We start from the raw sequence: 23,124 nt of genomic DNA on the forward strand, positions 1-23,124 counted from the left end.
TAGCTATAAATATCTCTAGACTTTATTCTTTTTTATGATCTTATTCGTGTACATCCGTGTTCATCCGTGGTTCCAAATATCTTTTGAACTTTATTAGTAATTTCAAGAGCTTAAAAACTTTTTTACCACGCGCCCTGAAGACATAGTCTGAAGAAGTAGCCTTGGGCTGAATCCACACAGATTAACACTAATAAAACCCTATTAGCTATAAATATTTCTAAACTTTATTCTTTTTAATGATCTTATTCGTGTTCATCTGTGGTTCCAATATCTTTTGACCTTGATTAGTAATTTTAAGAGCTTAAAAACTTTTTTACCACGAATCCACACAGATTAACACTAATAAAAACTTTAAAACCTTATTAATTATAATGTTCTAGATCTTATCTTTTTAATGACCTTATTTGTGTACATCCGTGTTCATCTGTGGTTCCAATTCCTTTGACCTTAATTATTTTCTACCTAAATAGTTATAAATTAATATAAGTCCAATAATTTTAAGTTATAATAAAAAATAAACAACCCCGATATGCAAATAATAAACAATGCACATCGGGGTTGTTTTTAGAAAACATTGCCCTTTAATTCTTAAAACTCTAATTTCTGTAAAATAATCTAAAAAAGGATAAAGACCCTATGTTAGACATAGGGTCTTAAAGTGGTTTCTACCACCAAAGTTCAGCTTGAACTCCGTAAGCCATACCACTATCATCATCAGCATATGGTTCTGGCAAAGAAGCATTATCATTAACACTTGCATAAGTTGCAAATACTCTTAATTCTGGTCGTCCCCAGAAAGAATTGCTTAACTTAAGAGTCGGAGCAACAGTAAACTTGTGTAGTTTTTGATCCTCTACCCAACCATTAGTTTGGTCATAACTCTCAAATCCATATTCAAACTGCATAGAGAAGTTATTAGTGATATATCTAACTGCTCTAGCACCAATCATCATTCTAGTTTCGTCTTCTGGATTATCTACACCATACTTATCTGAGTAAGTTTCATAGATAAATTGAGGCATAATGTCCCAATTTTCATTGATATTAGCTAATCCATAAGTAATAAATGACATAGCAGAAGCATCCTCACTAGTGTAACCAATTGCATTACCTAAGTCAGCACCAATGCTGTCACCATACTGTACAATAGCTTTACTGAACCCATCTGCAAAACCATAGAAGTCAGTACGACTATAAATGAAATCTAATTCATAACCTGTTACATCATTACCATTAGGAACATCAGTTTGCCAAGCATATCTAGCTTCAACTTCTAAGTTACCACCTGGTACTACGATATCCTTAAATCTTAAATCAATATTTTTCTGAACTTTTTCACCAAGATCAGGTTGAGCATTTAATCCATCATCAGTTCCACGCACAAGAAAAGCAGCATCTAAAGTAGTAGCTCCAAGCTTAATACCTTGAGCACCAGCACCAAATGCATCTAACTCTCTCCAACGATTATCAGTAATATGGATATCATCTCTTCCATAATATCTCTCACCAACCCAGAAATTAACATCTGGTGCAACATCAAATCCTCCACCTTCTACATAAGCTTGACGAAGTGTAGATTTTTGTCCAGCGTCATTTCCATAAGTTTGATAGTCTAACTTTTTGTTAGCTAATAAAATATTAGCTTTCATCCAAGAACCATTATCTCCAGTAAACTTCTTACTAAATGTTTGTTCTACATAAGTATCATTTTCGTTTCCTAGTCTCCATCTAGAATAGTAGTCAGCGAATAATCCCATATGACTATCTAATGCTCCACCTTCTCCAGACAATAAAACTCCAGCACGAGCATATCCACTGTAGTTGAATCCAATATTAGTTACTGCCATTTGCTTCTCTAAAGCAATAACACGAGAAGCTAAACCAGCATTAGGATCAGCGATTACAACAGAGTTTTGTCCACCGAATCCATCAGCTGCAAAACTTGCTGCTTGATCATCTTTGATCCATTGAAGCATTCCACCACCATATACAGTAAATTTGTATTGGTATTTACCTTTCTCTAATTGTGTAGTTAATGTCCATACACCATTTTCTTTCTTCATCTTGTAAGTTGGGAAATTTGGTAACCAGTTGTTGAATTCCCCAGCTACATAAACTGCGTTTGCATCAGGATTTCCTGCATAAGTAAATGTTACTTCTACTTTTCCATCTTCTCCAGGTCTAACTGAAGTTTTTGCAAAAGCTGGTAGTGCAACTAATGCAACCATTAATGCTACTGTTAAGAATAAACTAAATCTTTTCTTCAATTCAATACCCCCCATAAATTTTTTGAGTTTTAATTTAAATTATAAATAACTCCAACTTCTAAAACCTCTAACCTAAACAACTAGGCTATCACCCCCTTAACGGAATGAAGTTTATATTGATTCCCATACTTGATAGCTCTTCCATCTGCTACAAATAATATTAGTGTAGCCAGATATAGTATTAAAGATATAAAGAAGATCCAACAGCATGGATATAATCAACTAAAATTAATAATAAACTCTACATTATAATATATTACAAAGATAAATATAATATAACAAAAAAATAATTTTTATGAAAATGAAACAATTAAAAGTTTCACATGATAATTATACCATAAAATATATTTTTTTCAACAGTTATAGGTCATTTTATTTGAAATAATATATTTTTTAACAAAAAATACCCAGAATAAATAATCTTAACAGAAAGAAGATCATTTAAAACATGGGTATTATTGACAATTATATTATTATCCCTATTTACTTGTTAAAATATCCTAACTTAATAAAAAAATAATATTTCTATATGTTTAGGTCTGAACAACATTTATAAAATTCAAAACTTGTCTACTTCTTAATTATACACTTATGTAATTAATCTTATCTATATATTACTAATTAGACAACTCTATAGAAATTCCTGCTTAATTTTTAAAAAATAATTATTTAATATAAATTTATTCTTATAATAAATATCTTGTATTATTATAGTTCTAGTTTTTATATAGAAATCCTTCTTTAATTTTTAATTTTTATATTATTCTTTATTTAAAGGTATTTTAGTAGTTTTATAATAGACAGAAAAATAACCTAATAGCTAATTAAAAAAATCCTAGTTAATAATTATTAACTAGGACCCTACTTAAAATTTATATAAAATATTAATTATTCACTAAACCATAATAATGGACACCAAGTCCAGAGATTTCATGATCAATATCTAAACCAGGAATTCCTATCTTTCCATGAATTGCTACAGCTAAGTGAGCATCTTGCTTGACAATACCAATCTTAATTCCAGCACCAGAGATACTACTCATTGGTCCATTTAAACCTACCAAGGCTCTCTCTACGCATCTGGTTAATACTCTGCGATCTTGAATACCATCATCTATAACTCCACCCTTTACTGCAGCACCAAGAGCATTTCTTAATACTTTGTTCTTAAGATCTTCTCCTTTACCACCAGCTCTTGTAATAACTGCTCTAAATCCTTCTTCAATAACTGCTTCAACTATTGTATCGTCATGTTGGTCATCTACCATAGAAAGAACTGTTGCAATTTTACCTAATTCTCTATCTCCATCAATTCTAATAATATCTTCTACTGTAAAATCAGTTAATTTCACTTATCTTCACCCCATTATCTTATTTTTAAATTATAGGTAAGTATACCATCTTATTCAGATTTTAACTTTTCCTCTAATCTCTTAGTAAAATCTTCTGCAGCATTATAACCACTTCTCTTTAACCTGTAGTTCATAGCTGCCACTTCCATAACCATAGCTAAGTTTCTACCAGGTCGAACCGGCACAGTAACCTTAGGTATTGTAACCTTTAAAATTTCTTCCTTTTCTTCTTGAATACCTAAGCGATCATAATTTTTGCTTTCATCCCATTTTTCTAATTCTACAATTAAATCTATCGATTGTTCATCTCTTACAGCTCCTGCACCAAATAGAGTTCTAACATTAATAATACCTAATCCCCTTAACTCCATATAATGCTGAGACAACTCTGGGGAGCGCCCCACCAATGCTCCTCTCATAAATCTTCTAATAATAACTGCATCATCAGCTACTAATCTATGACCTTTTTTTACTAAGTCTAATGCACTCTCACTCTTACCTATACCACTATGACCTTTTATGAATAAACCTACACCATATACTTCAACTAATACCCCATGCTTAGTAATCTCTGGTGCAAATTTTTCTTCCAAATAATCTGTTAACCTACTTATAAAACTCGTAGTTGAATAATCTGTACTCAATAGTGGGATTCCACCTTGTTGAGCTGCTTCTACTAATTCTTCAGGTGGCTCTAAACTCCTACTAATTATAATACATGGTATATCATAACTACATAATTTTCTAAGCCTTTCCACTAATAATTCTTTTGGTAATTCCTTGATAAAAGATAATTCTGTTGTTCCAAATATTTGCACTCTTTCTGGAGCAAAGTAATCAAAAAATCCTGCTAATTCCAATCCAGGTCTTTTAACATCACTAACGGTGACTATACTATCGATTGGAGCATCATTAAGTTGTTTTAATTTGAACTTATCTACTAGCTTTTCTACATCTATAGTTTTCATTCTTCCACCTCATAGTTTAGTCTTAAGTCCAAAAAACTTTGCCCTTTTTACATAAAAAGGGCAAAATTAAAATTAATCTAATTTCTTGTGTAATTCAATTAACTCTTTGATTAGAGTAATCTCTGTTCTAGCAGCCATTAGATGATCCTTTGCATGAACTAATAATAATGTAGGAACAATTCTATTATCTTTATCATCTTTTTGCATAGCTTTAGACTGTACCTCATGACCTTCATTAAACTCTTTTTCTGCTTCTTCCAATAAACTTTCTGCTTTTTCAAAGTCAGACTCTTTAGCAGCTACCAAAGCATCATGGGCTAAATCTTTTGCATTACCTCCATGCAAAGTAATTTGAAAAGCAGTCTTATCCAAGTTTATAGTTTCCATATTATCCCTCCTCAAGGAAATATATAATTATATTTATTTTAAATCAGAGAAAATATTATATTCCCTGAAATATAATCAACTTACAATAAGTTTAACTCAGCCAAAGCAGCAGCAATAGCACCCAAAACTCCTACATCATTACCTAATTCTGCAGTAACTACCTCAACATCTTCTACTAAAGATTCCATTGCTCTAGCTTTAATAGTGCATATCACTTTATCTTCAAGCAAATTCCAAGATTGTGATACCCCACCACCTATAACAACAGTATCAGGGTTGAAGATATTAATTAAACTAGCTATTCCTATTCCTAAATAATCTGCTAAGCGATTAATAATCTCCTGTGCCACTTTATCTCCTTTAGTAACAGCTTCTGCTATAGTTGCCCCATTAATATCTGATAGATTATCGACTAAATCAGCAATTAAAGTATCTTGATCTGATTTTACAGCTTCTCTTCCCATACGGCTTAAAGCAGTACCAGAAGCTAAAGCCTCCCAACATCCATAATTGCCACACCCACATTTAACATCACTATCAGGAATAAGAGTAATATGTCCAATCTCTCCAGCACCACTATTTGCTCCATGATAAATCTCATTATTTAAGATAATACCTCCACCAATGCCTGTACTTACTGTGACATAAATTAAATTTTTAGCACTCTTTCCTGCTCCAAACCATTTTTCACCTAAGGCAGCTGCATTAGCGTCATTTTCCAAAAAGATAGGTATATTTAAATCTGATAGCTCTTCCACAATATTAACATTATCCAAATCTAAATTAGGAGTATGTTTAATTATCCCACTCTCTATATCTAAAGGTCCAGGACAACCTAAACCAATACCTTTGACTTGTGATAAATCAAGATCAGCTTTTTTAGCTACCTCATAAACTGTATCTTTAAGCCTTTGTATAACTATATCTTTACCTTTATTGGCTTCTGTATCTTTTCTTACTCTCTCTATTATATTACCTTCTAAATCAGCTATTGCTGTTAAAATCTTAGTTCCACCTAAATCAACACCAATCACATATTCTTTTTCCAACTTTTTACCCCCTTGAAACTACTTTGCTAATGCTAAAAATTTAAGATTGAAGTATACTCTATTCAAACTGATAGGGTCCATTAACTTCTGTTTTAATATTATGCTTTACTAATAGATTAACTGTAGCATTATTTGCAAATAATGATATTCCACCAATAAATAAGACAGGTAAGGCTATTACTAGAAAAATATTTACTAGACCAAAAGTTATTAAATGTAAGAAGATCAATAGAGTATATACCATATTTTTAAAAACTAAAACAAATGCATACTTAAATAAATTAACAATAGAATTTTTTTCTCCTAATTTAGATAACTCTATCATCAAGGGAAAGATATACATCACTAACATTGCCAAAAAAATCAATATGTAAATATAAATAGGTATCAGTACTTTCCCTAGCTTACTTTGAGATTGAAGAAAGAAATTAAAATCAACTGTTATAATACCTACTATAATACCCAATAACCAAGTAATAGCTATTGACTTAAAAAAATATTTCTTTAATCCATCCCAAAAATCTACAAACCTAATTGTATGATAATTTATAATCTTGTTAGTAATATAAAAAGCTTGAGCAGTAACTGGTCCAACTACAAATAATGCAATTATAATAGGAAAGTAAAACTTGGCTTTAATCCCAATATAACTAGCAATTATAGATATTCCTGCACTAAAAAACCACAAAGTACTAACAGCGATTATTGAAAAAATATTCTTATATATTTCTTTATAACTCTTCTTGATTAATTTCCAAATAGTCATAATCTTTTCATCCTTTATAGAGACTATATTTCTATATTATCTAGTATTCCAATTTTAAATCAAACTGTCAAAAACTATTATATGATATTTTAAATATTTCTACATAATCTACTCTAATCCTGCAACTTACTTACTTTTATTTAAATATGTATTACATTTAGAGTATAAATTTATAATACTCTTTTTAATTTCGGATTATCAGTTTTACCTGGAATTCTACCCCTTTTAGCAATAGGTTGACCATTTATTTCTTTTAGATCCATAGTCATATTCATTGCTTCAGCACCAGAAATATAACTACCTACACCAAATCCATTTACACCTAACTCTTTTAGATCTATAATTCTTTCTGGAGTTAAACCACCAGATACAAAAATATTTACATAATCAAATCCAGCTTGATCTAATCTAGCTCTTACTTCCTTTACTAAACCTGTTGTTACTCCACCACGTTCAGAAGCTGTATCTAAACGAATACCATCTAGTTTTTCTTCTAATGCTTCTGCAAGTCTTAAAGATTCCACAGCTTCATCTTGGAAAGTATCAACAAGAATAATTCTAGCTGCATCATCAGGCATAATTTCATCATAAGCTTGAGCAACCTTTAATGTATCTCCAATAGTTAAGATTAAAGCATGAGGTACAGTCCCTGAAGGTTTACGACCAGCTAATTTGGCACCTAAAATACAGCTTGCTCCATCAGCTCCACCTATTATAGCTGCTCTTTCCATTACAGGTGCAACAGCAGGATGTAAGTGTCTAGCTCCAAAGCATAACATTGGTATATCTCCTGCAGCTTCTTTACACTCTTTGGCAGCTGTAGCCCAACCACTTGAGCTAGCTAAAGTTCCTAAAATAGCTGTTTCAAAGATTCCAAAATCATTATAAGAACCTTCAATTCTCATTACTACCTCTTTCTTATCTACCTCAGTACCTTCTTCTAAAGCCCAAACCTTAACATCTTTCTTCTTTAATAAATTTAATGCTTCATCAATCCCAGCTAAAACACCAGCTGATCCTGTAAATACCTCTGCAACAACAGATGTATCCTCTAATTCTAGCTTTTTTAAAATCTCTCTAGTTCTAATAAAATAAATATCTGTTGTAGCACCAATCTCAATTTCTTCATGAGTTGCAGAGAATAAATCTCTCCCATTATCTACTTTAAAGTTACTTACATCTTCTAAGTTCATTAATTCCTTATCAGCCATTACTCCTCTTCCTTCCTAATCTAAGTAATTTATAATTTTATCTTTATTATTATCTATACATATAGTATCTTACTTCTTTAATTTCTAAATTAATTTCTATTATCCTGCTTGAAAATAAAAGTTAATTTTAAACTTTTCTCAAAATATTTCCATCTATGTCATCAATACTATTACATCCTGTTAAAATCATAGCCTTTTTCAATTCAATAGTTATCTTATCTAAGACCATCTTAAAACCTTCTTTTTCACCACCAAAAGCAGCAATAATTAATGGTCTAGCAAGCAATATTGCATCTGCACCTAAAGCTAAAGCCTTTAAAACATCCACTCCTGATCTAATCCCACCATCAACCAAAATATTTATTCTATCTCCCACTTCACTCACTATTTCCGGTAATACATCTGCTGTTCCAGGAGTACTATCTAAGACTCTACCTCCATGATTAGAAACAACAATGGTATCTATTCCTATCTCTGCAGCTAATCTAGCTTCATCTAAAGTCATAATCCCTTTCAAAATAAAAGGAAGTTCTGTACTATTGACTATTTCTTCTAATTCTTCTTTAGTTTTAGGTCCAACTGGTTGCCCTTTTAGTGCCATAGTAATCAAACCTGCTCCATCTATATCTACTCCTACTGCTTGAGCACCTACTTCTTCTGCTAGTTGAATCCTTCTGATGATCTCCTTCTGCTTTCGAGGCTTAATAATAGGAATTCCAAATCCACCAAAATCCCTAATTGCCTCTAAACCGGAATTATACATACTAGGGTCTGCTCCATCACCAGTCATAGCAATAGTACCAAACTCTTTACTGGCTCCTACAACTATATTAGCATATTCTTCTTCTGTAAGAGAACCTCCCATATTATAAGTGCTTCCTGTTACTGGCGCCTTAATAATTGGAGTAGTTAATTTCTGTCCAAATAACTCTAACTCCGTGTTAGGATCCTTTGCCTGATGGATAGTCCTCATTTCTAATTGATACTTGCGCCAAGCAGCTAAATTTGCTTCAAAAGAAGCTCCTCTTCCTGCACCTCCCATACCTGGCACTTCACCGCGACAGGCAACTCCATTACAAACTGGACACACCCGACAATAACCTTTCATCTTCTCTCTAGCACTATTATAGACTTCAGCTAACTCCATTATCATCGCTCCTATATAAAAATATTGAAATAATTTAAAAATGATCATTTATAATGTATAATTAAAAAATCAAATTCTTAAAAAGATTAATTTAATAATAATTAGTAGAGGCTTTATATTTCTTTTTAGCTATTTCTACTTAATACTCTTAATTATAAATTATCAATTCTAAATTATACATTAAAAAACTGATACTTTAAAATACCTACTATAGAATAACCTTTTCTATTAATTCTGCTACACCCTCTTCATCATTAGACTGGGTAATATAATCTGCTCTATTCTTTACTTCTTCTCTGGCATTAGCAACAGCTACTCCTAATCCAGCATATTCTATCATCTCTAAATCATTAAAACTATCTCCTACAGCAACAACCTCATCAGCACTAATCCCTAAATTATTAGCCAACCTTGATAATGTAGCCCCTTTTGAAACATTTTTATCCATAATTTCTATAAAATTAGCTTTTGAACGAGTTATATTTAGTATATCACCAAAAGTATTTTCTAATCTTGCTTCTATCTTATCAGCTTTCTTAACATCCTCTTCTACTATTAATAATTTAGTAGATGGTTGATCTAAGAAATTACTAATATCACCTTGAATTAAGACTGATTTTACTCCTGAAATCTTTTCATAATATTCAGCTCCAAAACCTAACTTGTTAACATATAAGATATCATTAAGATATATATTAATATGTAAATCTTCTTTCTTTACAATCTCAAAGATTTTATATGCTGCTTCTAAATCAACTGGTTGATGATCTATTATTCTTCCAGATCCTATCTCTTTAACTAAAGCCCCATTATATGTAATAACTTCATCAGTTAAACCCAAGTCAATTAAATGAGGTAAGGCTGAAGAAAACATTCTTCCTGTAGAAATTACCACTTTTATCCCTGCTTTTTCTGCATCTTTAATCGCTTTTTGTGTTCTATCCGAAACAGTTAATCCTTTAGATAATAAAGTATCATCCATGTCAATTGCTAGTAATTTATATTTCATAATATATAATTCCTCCTAAAATGTTATAATATATAAACTGATAAAGATTTCATATTCTATGTCTATAATTTGAATTTTTATAATTCTTTAAGAACTAAAAAGCAAAAGAATTATTATACTTATCAGAACTTAGCCAATGAAAATCAGTATCAAAAAAATGTTTTTAAGAACTTAAAAATAAAAACATAACAAGATTTAAATTCTTTTTCCTCTTCTATATAGTTATAAAACTTATTGATTCAGTATTCCTGTAACCTTCAAATTATACTCATCACTCTTGGCTTTACCAAAAATTCTTGCTAGCATAAAAGCAAATAAAAATAATAAGAACCCTAAACTAATCCTTGATAATTCACTATCTAATCCAATTGCTACCCCTACTATATATCCTACTACTAATCCTATTAATGGGAAAAGATAAATATATAGAGCAGCATTTAAAAGTTTACTTCCTTTCATCTCTAAAATAACCATATCTCCTATCTTAGCACCTAAAGTATTTTCAACTACTAACTTCATATCATCTGCTTCATGACAGCCACCACACTTACCACAAGCTGAATGTTTTTTAATAACAACCTCAGCCTTATTTCCCCCACTAGAAGTAGATACAACTTGAGCAAATTGTCGCATAACTATTACCCCTTTATTTATTGTTTTTCTTGCAAAATAATTATCATTTAGTAAATTTAAATATAACGTCCATTAATTCCTTGATTATTTTATCTCCTTCTTCATTTGATACAGCATGCTTCACACAACCATGGGTATGCTTTTCTAAAATATTCATTCCTACTTTATTTAAAGCACCTTTAACAGCTGCTATTTGAGTTAGAACATCGACACAATATTTTTCATCATCTATCATTCTCTGTAAACCTCTTACTTGTCCTTCTACTCTTTTCAAACGATTAATTAGTTGGTCTTTTTCACTTCTGTAGGAAACCATTATTTACCTCCTAAATATCTATATATTCATCTATATAAAATTATACAATATAATTAATTAAATTTAAAATTTTGTTTAATGACTGAGTTGTTATCTGATTAATTCTAAGAATCCCCTTCCTAGATATCTAGGAAGGGGATTCTTTATTTCACTTCATAACCAGCTGCCCTAATTTCATCTTCTATTTCTGTTAATTTAACTTCTTCTTGATCAAACTTAACATCTACTTCCCCTGCCTTTAAATCTACCTTCACCTCTTTTACGCCATCTAAGGATTTAACAGCAGATTCTACAGCTTTTTGACACTTTTCACAAGACATACCCTTTACTTCAATCTTTTCTTCTTTCATTTTCTACCTCCTCTATTAAAAAGTAAATACTGACCGCAATTAAAGTTATTATAACTCAAATTGCTTTTGTACATTAAATTTTCAATTAGGAATTCAACCTATATTTAGTGGTGAGGAAGATGGATAAAGGGAGAGTTTATAATTGAGATTAAAGTCAAGTTCAAAGTCTCACACCTCACCCCCTTAATCCCCCTCTCCTTAACTAATGAGAGGGGGGCAACTATTATTTTTTGTTTTGTTCCCTCTCCTAAGAATAGGAGAGGGTTAGGGTGAGGTGTGAAAATGTCTCTTTATACTTATTATCCCACATTACATAATTAAAAATAAAAAAGGGACCACAAATGTGGTCCCTTTTTAGGATAATGATATTTTTTACTTGGAGATGCAAGCTATCACCCATTAACGCCTACTAATATTATCTACAAAATAGTTCATCTTATACATAAATATAATTATTTTTTATCCAGGAATTAATAATTGCTGACCTACCTGCAATTGTGAATTAACATTAATATTATTCAACTGAGCAATTCTTTCTACTGTAGTATTGAAGCGTCTCGATATTAACCATAGAGAATCTCCACTTCTAACAATATATCTTCTATACCCTTCATCAATTTCTTCTTGCTCTTCTCCACCATTTACATCTACAATAACTGGAATCCTAACTAATTCTGTCACTATTATCTTTGCTTCTAAAATAATTCTACTGCTAATTGTTCTTTCATCTTCCAATTCAAAGCTTATTCTATCTACCCGCACTTCAACATAGACCCTATTATTCTCATCTAAACCTGGAATATCAATAAATTGGTCAAAACTAAATTCATCTCTTGCAGCATAAACTGGTTGATCAACTTCTGCTGATGCATATAAGAAAGTCAATTCACCATTACCTTCAATTATAATTCCATCATCTAAGCGATTAACTTCTACCTCTCCAATTTGTGCTGAACCTCTAATTACATTAGAAACATCTCTGGAAGTTGTAGTCTCTTGAGATACTAGAAATTTAGTTTTCTCTTCCCGAATAGATCTTTCTACTAAAATATATTCTTCTACCGGATATAAGTCTGTATCTATAACTTCAATAGGTAATTCTATTTCTTCTTCTGTAATAACTAATATATTAAATAATACATTATATTCTAATTGTAATCTATCTCCTCCTTGAAAAATACTTCCTTCTTGTAAGATAGTCCCTTCTACATATGCCTCCATATCATCTCTAACACCACTAATATTTATTCTTTCATCAAAATAACTATTTAAATTTCTACTAACTATCCGTCCATTACTTGTTACATAGATAATAGTTGTAATAATCTCACCTTTAACGATAACTACATTCCTTCGTGTTTCAACTGTATTAACAATTATCTCAGATTCTAAACTTAATATATCTCCAGAGTTTTCTATTGCTTCAGGTAAGCTTTTTACTCTTTTAATTCTTACTTCCTCTTCTTCCTCAATAATACCCTTTTGAATTTTATAGGGTTTAGTAATTAATGTATAACCATCTTCTTTTACTATATACTTAATATCATCCTGTCTAAAGACCTGAATTCTATAGACAACAGGAAAAGTAATACTTATTCTTCTATCTCCTAAAATTTGACTACTAACTCTTCTCGATATAACATCAACATCAACTTCCATACCTGTCCTAGCTTCTTCAAAAGGAATTACCTCATCAAAATCAACTGTACGTTGATAAGTTATAATTCTAGTAAAATCATCTGCAGGCCGGTAAGAAATAAACCATTTCAAAACTCCATCTAACTTTACTTCTCCATTTCTAGCTGTAGAACGTATAATATCTAATTGAGCACCAACATCAATAATTTCATCTATATCCGGTAAATCTGTAGGTAAAGTGATTGTTCTTGAAATTTCCCTTCTAAATTCTTTACTTTCAACCAGTTCCTCAATTGGAATTCTGTTGTTCATCTCGTTTATTCACCTCTTCCTTTTGAAGGTGAATTATCCTTTTGATTAAATTAGGCCTAAAATTCATCTTTCTTTTTCCCATGCTGCTTCCTCCTTTCTAATGTTATTAATATCATATGTAGTAAACAATAATATTGATAAAAAAAGAGGTAGACACCTTTGTGTCTACCTCTAAAGATTAATCATTTAATACATCTAACATAAAACTATTAATAATACTCAAAATAATGGAACCAAATATCGCTGCTAATAAACCAGAAACATAAAAATCATTTACCATACTAGCAGTAAGTAATAACATTAGCCCATTAATTACAAATAAAAATAGTCCAAAACTAAAAATAGTTAAAGGTAAAGTAAAAATAGTCAAAATAGGCTTAAGAAAAACATTAACTAATCCTAAAATTAATGTAGCCCAAAATCCAGCTCCTATACTTTCAATTCTAATTCCAGGTACTATTTTAGCAGTTAAAATTAAAGCTAACATAGTTATTAATAACCTTGCAATTCTTTTCAACTCTTTATACCTCCCTATAATAGATATTTTAAGGTTGAATATGTTCGTCTAAGTAACTCCTAATCTTGCTAGCAACTTTATCACTAATCCCACTAACTTCAGCTAGTTCTTCAATTGATACATTCTTAATTTCACCTAAAGATCCAAAATACTTTAGTAAAGCTTCTCTCCTTTTAGGTCCAATTCCAGGAATTTCATCTAGCATTGAATGAGTTAAACGCCGAGAACGAAGTTTCCTATGATAACTAACAGCAAAACGATGTGCCTCATCTCTAACTCTTTGGATTAAATATAAAGCTTGAGAATCTTTTGGTAATATCACTGGATCACTTTGACCAGGTAAGAAGACCTCTTCTTCTCTCTTAGCTAAACCAATCATCTGCTCTCCTGGCCTCCCTAACTCAGATATTATTTCGACAGCAGAACTTAATTGACCTTTTCCTCCATCAATCAAAATCAAGTCAGGAAACTTCTTTCCCTCTTTCAATAACCTCGAATATCTACGGGTAACAACCTCTTTCATGGAAAGAAAATCATTATTTCCTTGACCATGGTTAATCTTAAAGCGACGATAATCACTCTTCTTAGGCTGACCATTTTCAAAAACTACTAAAGAAGCAACTGTGTCAGTACCTTGCACATGGGAGATATCAAAGCCTTCAATTCTATAAGGCATCTCTTCTAACCCTAAATATTCTTGTAATTCTTTAACTCCTGTATTTGCTTTTAAAGAATTAAATTTATTTTTAAATCTATATTCTTTAAGGTTATAACGTGCATTACGATAAGACATTTGAACTAATTCTCTCTTCTCCCCTATCTTAGGAACCTTTAATTCTACCTTACTTCCTTTTTCCTCGCTTAACCACTGATTAATCAATTTTAAATCATCAATTTCAAGTTCTAATAAAATTTCTTCAGGTATATAATAGGCATTATCATAATATTGTTGCAAGAAAGCAGTCAAAGTTTCTTTCAAATCATTAGCTTCAGTAAAGATGAAGTTTTCCTTACCTATTAAACGTCCACTTCTAACTATTAATAATTGTACACAAATATCATTATCAGTTTGAGCTAAAGCAATAATATCTTGGTTAATTAATCTATCTGAAATTATCTTCTGTTTTTTACTAACCTTATTAATGGCTCTAATCTGATCTCGTAATTTAGCAGCATCTTCGAAATCTAAACTTTTGGAAGCTTCTTGCATCTTTTTATCCAATTCTTTGATTAAAGTATCTTCTTTTCCCTCTAAAATCATAATTGATTTTTCTATTAACTTATTATATTCTTTAACACTAATTTCGTTAATACAGGGAGCAGAACATTTATCTATATGAAAGTTAAGACATGCCCGCTCTTCCTTCTTTTCTGTTAAATCCCTTTTACAAGTTCTTAATTGGAACATATCATATAATAATTCTAAAATATCATTAACAGCCTTAACATCAGTATATGGTCCAAAATATCTCGCACCATCATTTTTAACTATTCTAGTTTTGAAAATCCTTGGATAAACTTCCTTTTCAGTTACCTTGATATAAGGATAAGTCTTATCATCTTTAAGCTGAATATTATATTTGGGATGATATTTTTTTATTAAGTTATTCTCTAGGATTAAAGCTTCTACTTCTGTATCAGTTATGATATAGTCAAAATCCACAATATTCTCTACTAATACCTTAGTTTTAAATCTCTGGTGTTTAGAGCTTTGAAAATAAGATCCAACCCTACTTCGCAAAGATTTGGCCTTACCTACATAGATTATCTTTCCTCTCTTATTTTTCATTAGATAAACACCTGGTTCTTTAGGGAGGTTTTTTACTTTTTGTCTTAGTTTCATCTTAATCATCCTTTGAGTTCAGTAATTATTGATGATTTTATCAACCTTTTTACTTAACCATAATTCAAGTTTCGCCTGAAAGGCGACTTACCTTTTTTCCATAGATAAAAAAGTAAGCAAAAAATCATTTAAAAAATCAAACTCAATAAGCAATTATAATTGTACAATAAATAGTTAAATTAAAGCTCTGCTGAGAGCTTTAATTTAACTCAAAATTTAGATTAAGATTTGCTTATTTCAAACAGTAATTTTTTATTTTAAGTTCAAAAGACTTAAAAATTCTCAATTCCACATTCTCAATTTTCAATTATTTAAGTATCTTTTTAAGAAACTGTCCTGTATATGATCCTTCTACTTCTGCAACCTCTTCTGGAGTTCCAACAGCAACAACTTCACCACCATTAATTCCACCTTCAGGACCTAAATCAATAATATGATCTGCAGATTTGATCACATCTAAATTATGCTCAATAACTAAAATAGTATTTCCACCTTCTTTTAATCTTTGTAGAACCTGTAATAATTTATTTACATCTTCAAAATGCAGTCCAGTCGTAGGTTCATCTAAGATATAGATAGTATCCCCTGTACTTCGTTTACTTAATTCTGTAGCCAGCTTTATTCTTTGTGCCTCTCCTCCAGACAGTGTAGTAGAAGGTTGTCCTAATCTAATATAGCTTAATCCAACATCATATAAGGTCTGTAATCTTCTTTTGATTGTTGGTATATTCTCAAAGAATTCTAGAGCTTCTTCAACAGTCATATTTAAAACATCAGAAATTGTCTTCCCTTTATACTTAACATCTAAAGTGTCACGATTATAACGTTGTCCATTACATACCTCACAAGGTACATAAACATCAGCCAAGAAATGCATTTCAATCTTAATAATCCCATCACCTTTACATGATTCACAACGCCCACCTTTTACATTAAAGCTAAATCTACCTTTTTTATATCCTCTTTCTTGAGCTAAAGGAGTTTTTGCAAATACATCACGAATATAATCAAAGACCTTGGTATAAGTTGCAGGATTAGAACGAGGTGTTCTACCAATCGGGGATTGATCAATGTTTATTACCTTATCTACATAGTCTAATCCTAGAATTTCATCATGTTTACCAGGTCTTAATTTAGATTTATAAAACTCTTGCATTAATTTTCGATTTAAAATCTTATTAACTAATGTACTCTTACCAGAACCTGATACACCAGTAACACAAGTAAATAATCCTAAAGGAACTTTAACATCAATATCCTTTAGATTATGTTCTGCTGCCCCTTTTATCTCTAAATAATTACCATTAGCTTTATTTCTTTCTTTAGGTATTTCAATCTTTCTCTTCCCAGATAAATATTGTCCAGTTATAGACTCTTCTACTTCCATTACCTCTTTAGCTGTGCCTTGGGCTATTATCTTGCCACCATGTCGTCCAGCACCTGGTCCAATGTCTATAATCTGGTCTGCTGTGCGAATAGTATCCTCATCATGTTCTACCACTAAAACTGTATTACCTACATCTCTTAAGTGTTCTAAAGTATTAATTAAGCGTTCATTATCTCTTTGATGCAAGCCAATACTAGGTTCATCTAAAATATAAATAACTCCTACTAGGCTAGATCCAATTTGAGTTGCTAGTCTAATTCTTTGGGATTCACCACCTGATAAGGTCCCTGCTTTCCGGTTTAGATTTAAATAACCTAATCCAACATTTAGTAAGAACTTTAATCTAGCTCTAATCTCTTTGAGTATCTCACTACCAATTACCTTCTTTTGCCCCTCTAATTCAAGCTTATCAAAGAAATCATAAGCATCATCAATAGATAAATTATTAATTTCTGCAATTGATTTATCTTCAATTGTAACAGCTAAACTTTCTGGTCTTAAACGATCCCCTTCACAATCAGGGCAAGGACGAATACTCATATAATTTTCTAATCTTTTACGAGCACTTTCTGATTTACTCTCTCTTACTCTCCTATGAAATAAACTGATTAAGCCTTCAAATTCAGTTTCATGCATTCTAGTTCTACCACGACGATTTGTATATTCAAACTTTAGATATCCTGTATCTCCATAAAGTAATTTATCTATAAAATCCTGATCAACCTCATTTAATGGAGTATCTTGATTGATATTATATTTATTAGCTAATGCCGCAACAATTTGTGGATAGTAACGACTACTTGAACCTTGCCATGGAATAATAGCACCATTATTTAGAGATTTATTATAGTCTAAGATTAACTCAGGATCAAATTCCCTTTTACTACCCAGTCCATCACAGGTAGAACAAGCACCATAAGGACTATTAAATGAAAACATTCTTGGTGATAACTCTTCTAAACTTATTCCACAGTCTGGACAAGCAAAATTTTCACTGAATAACATTTCTTCACCATCAATAATATCTATAATAACTAATCCTTCAGCTAAGTTCAGTGCTGTTTCTAACGAATCTGCTAATCTAGATTCTAAACTCTCTTTCATAATTAAACGATCTACTACTACTTCAATTGAATGTTTTTTATTCTTGTCTAGATCAATCTTCTCTGCTAAATCTATAACCTCCCCATCAATTCTAACCCTTACAAATCCCTCTCTTTGTATTCTAGCTAAAAGCTCCTTATATTCACCTTTTCTCCCTCTAACAATTGGAGCTAAGACTTGAAATTTCGTTCTTTCTTCCAATTCCATAATTTGATCAACGATCTCTTGTACTGTTTGAGAAGATATCTCTTCTCCGCAATTAGGACAATGTGGAGTACCAACTCTTGCATACAATAGTCTCAAATAATCATGAATCTCTGTTACGGTACCAACCGTTGACCTAGGATTCTTACTGGTAGTCTTTTGATCAATAGATATAGATGGTGATAAACCTTCAATATACTCTACCTTTGGCTTCTCCATCTGCCCCAAAAACTGACGAGCATAAGCAGATAAACTCTCTACATATCTTCTTTGACCTTCAGCATAAATGGTATCAAAGGCTAAAGAAGATTTTCCTGAACCACTTAACCCAGTCATAACTACTAATTTATCGCGGGGTATCTCTACATCTACATTCTTTAAGTTATGTTCTTTTGCTCCTTTAATTATAATCTTATCTTTGGCCATCTATTTTCCACCTCTTTTATTTAATCATTATTTATTATCATAGCAAGCTAGCAGATATAATCTTTATACAAGATTTATTATAGCATAAGTAAATCATTATTAGTATTATCCTTTACTATTATATCAGTAACCATTACTGATTACAACTTTTGCTATTATTTAGATTATTAAGCTATTAAATTTTAATAAGTTTTGGGCTTTAGGTGTTAGGAGTTGGGAATTAGTTTTTCCTAATAGCTATTACCTATTACCTATCTCCTAGCGCCAAAACTTTCGCTTTATCTATCTACTTTATAAATTGATATCAGTAGAAAATATAATTATAACTTCTTAATCAGTTAAAATTTAAATTTATAAATGAAAAAATAATCTATTTCTGTTATTATATTAAGTAAACATCAAAATACTAATATAATAAGAGAACATATATAAATAAAACCTCTTAAATAATTAATAATTTTATTCAATATCCAAAACTATATTTTAAAGCTCATAATAAATATAAATTAATAAGGAAGTGAAATAATGCTAGAAAAATTACAAAAAATAAAGGAAGAAAGACTAAACAATTTTCTAGAGGATATTATTTTAGAAAAGATTAATGAATTATTAAAAGATGATAGTTTTGCTGATACCTGTACCTGTGAGCAATGTCTATTAGATATAGCCTCTTACACTCTTAATCAGTTACCTGCTAAATATACAACTAGTAACAAAGGAAATGTAATGGCTCGTTTAAAAGATTTTGAAGAACAATCACAAGTTGATCTAAATTTAGTGGTAATTAAAGCAATTAAAAAAATATCTAAAAACCCAAGCCACAGTTCAAGTAAATAATAAATACAAATTACTACTTAGTATTATCAATAAATTAATTATGGCTTATAAGATATTATTGTTAAGAATATACTTTCTAAATATTTAGCTATAACTTTGAACAATAATAACTTATATCTAAAGTCTATTTTCTTCTAGCCCCTGTTATTTTTTTGCTATTTGGCATCTTCTCTATCAAAAGATATATTAATTATTAAATCAAACTAAGACTTTATACTATTAGAGGTGAAATTTATGAAAAAAGCAATCTGTAAAAAATGTAATAAAATCATGAGAACTGAATTTGATGCAGGAGAAAAGAAATTTTTCTGTAAATACTGCAATGAGTATAGTAATTATGAAATAAAGAATGTTAAGAATTTTTGTGACAAATGTGGTGAAGAATTAGAACTTATTCAAGGTTGTGGTAGTGTAAGTTTCTTCTGCCATAACTGTAATGAGGTACGATCAAAAAGTGTAGTAGATACTAGATACCTAGATGTTGAAAATGAATAATTAGTTAAAATAGTATATCTTAGAATGAAATATATATAAACATTAATAAGGAGGAATTGATAATGAATAATTTTAATTTTAACAATCCAACTGAACTACTTTTTGGTAAGGGGAAAGTCAAAAAAGTAGGAGAAAAAGTTAAAGAATATGGTAATAAAGTATTAGTAGTTACAGGTGGAGGTAGTGTTAAAAGAATAGGTTTATATGATAAGGTTATCGCTTCATTAAAAGAAAATGATTTAGAGATATATGAACTTTCAGGAATTAAACCTAACCCTCGAGTTAGTAGTGTTCGAGATGGTGTAAAACTTTGTAAAGAGAATGATATCGATCTTGTCTTAGCAGTTGGTGGAGGAAGTACTATTGATGCTAGTAAAGCAATTGCTGGGGCTGTCTTTTATGATGGGGATGCTTGGGATTTATTCGCTAAAGGGATCAGAATTGAAAAAGCCCTTCCTGTAGGTACAATCTTAACTCTAGCTGCAACAGGATCTGAAATGAATCCAAATTTCGTTGTTTCCAACTTAGAAACAGAGGAAAAAATGGGTGCTGGTAGCCCGTTACTTTATCCTAAATTTTCAATCTTAGATCCTGTTAATACCTTTACAGTACCAAAAGAACATACTGTTTATGGAATTATAGATATAGCAGCCCACGTCTTTGAACAATATTTCAGCCATACCGAATCTACTCCTATACAGGATCGATGGGCTGAAGGTATACTAGTAACTTTGAAAGAGGAAAGCATGAAAGTCCTTGATAATCCTGAAGATTACGATGCTCGAGCAAATATAATGCTAGCAGGAACGATGGCATTAAATGGTCTAATATCTATTGGTAAAGAAACAGATTGGGCTAGCCATGGTATCGAACATGCTGTCAGTGCAGTTTATGATATTCCTCATGGTGGTGGGTTAGCAATTATCTTCCCAAATTGGATGAAATACGTTTTAGATCAAGGTACAGATAAGTTTGTACAATATGCTACAAGAGTTTGGGATGTTGATCCAACAGGTAAGTCTGACAAAGAAGTTGCTCTAGAGGGAATAGAAAAGACTAGAGAATGGTTTAATAAAATGGGAGCACCTTCTAGTTTAGCCGACTATGATATAGGCGATGATAAGTTAGAAGTAATGGCAGAAAAAGCTACAGCTAAAGGTACTAGAGGTAGTTATAAAGTCTTAGATAAAGATGATGTAGTAGAGATCTATAAGATGAGTTTGTAAGCAAACATCTTCAATAGAATAAGTTTAGATAAAGAAAGAGCAGGTAGATTAATCTACCTGCTCTTTCTTTGAAGTTATTAATTTGCTCCATTTGTACGTCTTATATTATTTCTATACATTGGCCAAGGAGTATCTGCTAAATTGACATTTCCCCCTTCCAAAGCATATAAATAATCACTTCCTGCATAAATAGTTCCGTCATTAGCTATTACTGGAGAACTCATTCCTGCAGCTACAAAACTCCATTCCTCAGTTCCATCTTCTGCATTAATAGCATACATTATTCCAATTTTAGAATTTTCATAGCCATCTTCAATATTAATGCCACTTCCAATATAAATTAGCCCATCATTCCCTAGTGTTAGTGGGGTAAACAAATCCATTCTCCCAGAAAAAGTCCATTTTATACTCCCATCTGGATTTCTTGCTGATAAATTAGTACCTGAAGTGTAAATAGTACCATCTTCTCCTATTGCTATGCCAATAATATATTCTTCATCTACCTTAATATCCCATTTCAATGTTTGATCTTCCATGTCTATTGCACCAAGCCTGGTAACATTATTATCATAATCATTCATACTAACATATAATGTATTATTTGCCCCTATCGCTGGAGGAGAATACCAATAGTTGCCTGAAGATTTATCAATTAATACTTTCCCTATCCCGTCTGGATTTACCACATATAGACTAAAGCCAGTTACATAAATAGCACCATCACTTCCTATTGTTACACTACTTGTATAAAGGTTTGAATCATTACTTAGTTCATAACTCCACTTTTTACTCCCATCTTCTGGATTAATCGCATATAAAAATCCTTGATCTACAATTCCATTATCATTTGTATCCAAATTAAATGTAGTATAAATAGTACCATCTTCACCTATTGCAGGAGTTTGATTAGTAGACATAACCTCTGTTCCCAAAATCCATTTTTCACTTCCATCAGAATTTATCGCATATAATTTATCTCGAGCTGCAAAATAAACTGTATTATCATTATCTATTACTGGACCATAGATATACTTGGTTCCAGCTTCTGTTTGGTAGACCCACTTTTCACTTCCATCTGGATTTACTGCATATAAGTTATCATCACCAAAGTAGATTGTACCATCACTACCTACTGCTACATCACTAACTAATTTTCCTTCAGAACCTGTAAATTCCCATTCTACTGCGCCTATCTCTTCTGGAATTAATTCTGGACTGATTGTTAGTGTCTGACCTGCAACTACATTACACTCATTATTAACCCAATCCTCATAGCCACTAGCTGTTACTACTACTTTATATGTTCCCGCTGTCAAAGTATGTTCGCCTACTCCTTCTACTACAACCTTATTATTTTCATCCTTTATTTCAATTGTAGTATTATCCACTTGATTTTTAGTTGCTTCTTCTACAGGATTCTTTATACATAAAACTCCTGTCTGAAGACTAGAATTCTCGTTTTCACCTCCTGAATCTGAGCAAGCAACCAAAGTCAAAATTAGAACTATTATTAAAAATAAAAAACTTAACCGTTTCAATTATCTCCCTCCTCTAATCCTCTTATTAATTAACCTTAAAATATAAATGCTTCATTGTAAAATCAAATTGAACAAAATAAAAATAGCCATAGGGCACCAAACTGTAATATAATTAAATCACCACAAAATAACCAGTTACAGG

Annotated in this window: 20 protein-coding genes; 3 read left to right on the plus strand and 17 right to left on the minus strand. The window is 31.2% G+C overall.

The annotated features are described in order from the left end of the window. Positions 1-665: 665 nt before the first annotated feature. The 16 genes from OREMA_RS0103695 to uvrA form a co-directional block, all read right to left on the minus strand. Positions 666-2,267 (minus strand): carbohydrate porin, encoded by a 1,602-nt coding sequence (locus OREMA_RS0103695; RefSeq protein WP_018247935.1) that lies wholly within the window; start codon positions 2,265-2,267, stop codon positions 666-668. Between the two features lie 884 nt (positions 2,268-3,151). Then, complete coding sequence (locus tag OREMA_RS0103700) at positions 3,152-3,619, minus strand: HutP family protein (RefSeq protein ID WP_018247936.1); 468 nt, start codon at positions 3,617-3,619, stop codon at positions 3,152-3,154. Between the two features lie 50 nt (positions 3,620-3,669). Beyond that, on the minus strand, positions 3,670-4,587 hold the full coding sequence (gene hprK, locus OREMA_RS0103705; RefSeq protein ID WP_018247937.1) for an HPr(Ser) kinase/phosphatase: 918 nt from the start codon (positions 4,585-4,587) through the stop codon (positions 3,670-3,672). A 72-nt stretch (positions 4,588-4,659) separates the two neighbouring features. Next, the gene (locus OREMA_RS0103710; RefSeq protein WP_018247938.1) at positions 4,660-4,974 is read right to left on the minus strand and encodes a PTS lactose/cellobiose transporter subunit IIA; all 315 of its coding nucleotides are present in this window, start codon (positions 4,972-4,974) and stop codon (positions 4,660-4,662) included. An 80-nt stretch (positions 4,975-5,054) separates the two neighbouring features. Then, a complete protein-coding gene (locus tag OREMA_RS0103715) occupies positions 5,055-6,023 on the minus strand; it encodes an ROK family protein (protein WP_018247939.1) in 969 nt (322 codons plus the stop codon). Between the two features lie 58 nt (positions 6,024-6,081). Next, positions 6,082-6,789, minus strand: coding sequence for a DUF624 domain-containing protein (locus OREMA_RS0103720; protein WP_018247940.1), 708 nt, complete (start codon positions 6,787-6,789; stop codon positions 6,082-6,084). A 170-nt stretch (positions 6,790-6,959) separates the two neighbouring features. Continuing rightward, positions 6,960-8,000: a nicotinate phosphoribosyltransferase gene (locus tag OREMA_RS0103725; RefSeq protein ID WP_018247941.1), complete on the minus strand. Its 1,041-nt coding sequence runs from the start codon at positions 7,998-8,000 to the stop codon at positions 6,960-6,962. A 127-nt stretch (positions 8,001-8,127) separates the two neighbouring features. Further along, positions 8,128-9,147 (minus strand): alpha-hydroxy-acid oxidizing protein, encoded by a 1,020-nt coding sequence (locus OREMA_RS0103730; protein WP_018247942.1) that lies wholly within the window; start codon positions 9,145-9,147, stop codon positions 8,128-8,130. 208 nt (positions 9,148-9,355) lie between these two features. Next, entirely contained in the window at positions 9,356-10,156 is an 801-nt protein-coding gene (locus tag OREMA_RS0103735; RefSeq protein WP_018247943.1) for a Cof-type HAD-IIB family hydrolase, read from the minus strand. Between the two features lie 231 nt (positions 10,157-10,387). Next, positions 10,388-10,789, minus strand: a complete 402-nt coding sequence (locus OREMA_RS18205; RefSeq protein ID WP_018247944.1) for a SoxR reducing system RseC family protein — start codon at positions 10,787-10,789, stop codon at positions 10,388-10,390. A 43-nt stretch (positions 10,790-10,832) separates the two neighbouring features. Beyond that, positions 10,833-11,105, minus strand: a complete 273-nt coding sequence (locus tag OREMA_RS0103745; RefSeq protein WP_018247945.1) for a metal-sensitive transcriptional regulator — start codon at positions 11,103-11,105, stop codon at positions 10,833-10,835. 143 nt (positions 11,106-11,248) lie between these two features. Further along, on the minus strand, positions 11,249-11,455 hold the full coding sequence (locus OREMA_RS0103750) for a heavy-metal-associated domain-containing protein (RefSeq protein ID WP_018247946.1): 207 nt from the start codon (positions 11,453-11,455) through the stop codon (positions 11,249-11,251). Positions 11,456-11,914: 459 nt separating this feature from the next. Next, entirely contained in the window at positions 11,915-13,405 is a 1,491-nt protein-coding gene (locus tag OREMA_RS0103755) for a DUF3794 and LysM peptidoglycan-binding domain-containing protein (RefSeq protein WP_018247947.1), read from the minus strand. 178 nt (positions 13,406-13,583) lie between these two features. Then, positions 13,584-13,922, minus strand: coding sequence for a phage holin family protein (locus OREMA_RS0103765; RefSeq protein ID WP_018247949.1), 339 nt, complete (start codon positions 13,920-13,922; stop codon positions 13,584-13,586). A gap of 28 nt (positions 13,923-13,950) precedes the next feature. Then, on the minus strand, positions 13,951-15,765 hold the full coding sequence (gene uvrC / locus OREMA_RS0103770; protein ID WP_018247950.1) for an excinuclease ABC subunit UvrC: 1,815 nt from the start codon (positions 15,763-15,765) through the stop codon (positions 13,951-13,953). Between the two features lie 307 nt (positions 15,766-16,072). Then, on the minus strand, positions 16,073-18,886 hold the full coding sequence (uvrA, locus tag OREMA_RS0103775; protein ID WP_018247951.1) for an excinuclease ABC subunit UvrA: 2,814 nt from the start codon (positions 18,884-18,886) through the stop codon (positions 16,073-16,075). A 525-nt stretch (positions 18,887-19,411) separates the two neighbouring features. Between uvrA and OREMA_RS0103780 the strand changes: the two genes are divergently transcribed. The 3 genes from OREMA_RS0103780 (at position 19,412) to OREMA_RS0103790 (ending at position 21,444) form a co-directional block, all read left to right on the plus strand. After that, the gene (locus OREMA_RS0103780) at positions 19,412-19,723 is read left to right on the plus strand and encodes a late competence development ComFB family protein (protein ID WP_018247952.1); all 312 of its coding nucleotides are present in this window, start codon (positions 19,412-19,414) and stop codon (positions 19,721-19,723) included. Positions 19,724-19,957: 234 nt separating this feature from the next. Beyond that, positions 19,958-20,218 (plus strand): YfgJ family double zinc ribbon protein, encoded by a 261-nt coding sequence (locus tag OREMA_RS0103785; RefSeq protein WP_018247953.1) that lies wholly within the window; start codon positions 19,958-19,960, stop codon positions 20,216-20,218. A 62-nt stretch (positions 20,219-20,280) separates the two neighbouring features. After that, positions 20,281-21,444, plus strand: a complete 1,164-nt coding sequence (locus tag OREMA_RS0103790) for an iron-containing alcohol dehydrogenase (RefSeq protein WP_018247954.1) — start codon at positions 20,281-20,283, stop codon at positions 21,442-21,444. A 77-nt stretch (positions 21,445-21,521) separates the two neighbouring features. On the opposite strand, the gene OREMA_RS18210 is transcribed toward OREMA_RS0103790, so the two are convergent. Beyond that, complete coding sequence (locus OREMA_RS18210; RefSeq protein ID WP_018247955.1) at positions 21,522-22,982, minus strand: outer membrane protein assembly factor BamB family protein; 1,461 nt, start codon at positions 22,980-22,982, stop codon at positions 21,522-21,524. Between the last annotated feature and the right edge of the window lie 142 nt (positions 22,983-23,124).

The organism is Orenia marismortui DSM 5156 (assembly GCF_000379025.1).
GTDB classification, from domain to species: Bacteria; Bacillota; Halanaerobiia; order Halobacteroidales; family Halobacteroidaceae; genus Orenia; species Orenia marismortui.

Bases quoted from the DNA above. Each gene is read 5' to 3' on its own strand.
- OREMA_RS0103735 (WP_018247943.1), bottom strand. From the start codon at position 10,156: ATGAAATATAAATTACTAGCAATTGACATGGATGATACTTTATTATCT.
- OREMA_RS18205 (WP_018247944.1), bottom strand. From the start codon at position 10,789: ATGCGACAATTTGCTCAAGTTGTATCTACTTCTAGTGGGGGAAATAAG.
- OREMA_RS0103750 (WP_018247946.1), bottom strand. From the start codon at position 11,455: ATGAAAGAAGAAAAGATTGAAGTAAAGGGTATGTCTTGTGAAAAGTGT.
- OREMA_RS0103710 (WP_018247938.1), bottom strand. From the start codon at position 4,974: ATGGAAACTATAAACTTGGATAAGACTGCTTTTCAAATTACTTTGCAT.
- hprK (WP_018247937.1), bottom strand. From the start codon at position 4,587: ATGAAAACTATAGATGTAGAAAAGCTAGTAGATAAGTTCAAATTAAAA.
- OREMA_RS0103755 (WP_018247947.1), bottom strand. From the start codon at position 13,405: ATGAACAACAGAATTCCAATTGAGGAACTGGTTGAAAGTAAAGAATTT.
- uvrC (WP_018247950.1), bottom strand. From the start codon at position 15,765: ATGAAACTAAGACAAAAAGTAAAAAACCTCCCTAAAGAACCAGGTGTT.
- OREMA_RS0103785 (WP_018247953.1), top strand. From the start codon at position 19,958: ATGAAAAAAGCAATCTGTAAAAAATGTAATAAAATCATGAGAACTGAA.
- uvrA (WP_018247951.1), bottom strand. From the start codon at position 18,886: ATGGCCAAAGATAAGATTATAATTAAAGGAGCAAAAGAACATAACTTA.
- OREMA_RS0103730 (WP_018247942.1), bottom strand. From the start codon at position 9,147: ATGGAGTTAGCTGAAGTCTATAATAGTGCTAGAGAGAAGATGAAAGGT.
- OREMA_RS0103725 (WP_018247941.1), bottom strand. From the start codon at position 8,000: ATGGCTGATAAGGAATTAATGAACTTAGAAGATGTAAGTAACTTTAAA.
- OREMA_RS0103780 (WP_018247952.1), top strand. From the start codon at position 19,412: ATGCTAGAAAAATTACAAAAAATAAAGGAAGAAAGACTAAACAATTTT.
- OREMA_RS0103790 (WP_018247954.1), top strand. From the start codon at position 20,281: ATGAATAATTTTAATTTTAACAATCCAACTGAACTACTTTTTGGTAAG.
- OREMA_RS0103745 (WP_018247945.1), bottom strand. From the start codon at position 11,105: ATGGTTTCCTACAGAAGTGAAAAAGACCAACTAATTAATCGTTTGAAA.
- OREMA_RS0103720 (WP_018247940.1), bottom strand. From the start codon at position 6,789: ATGACTATTTGGAAATTAATCAAGAAGAGTTATAAAGAAATATATAAG.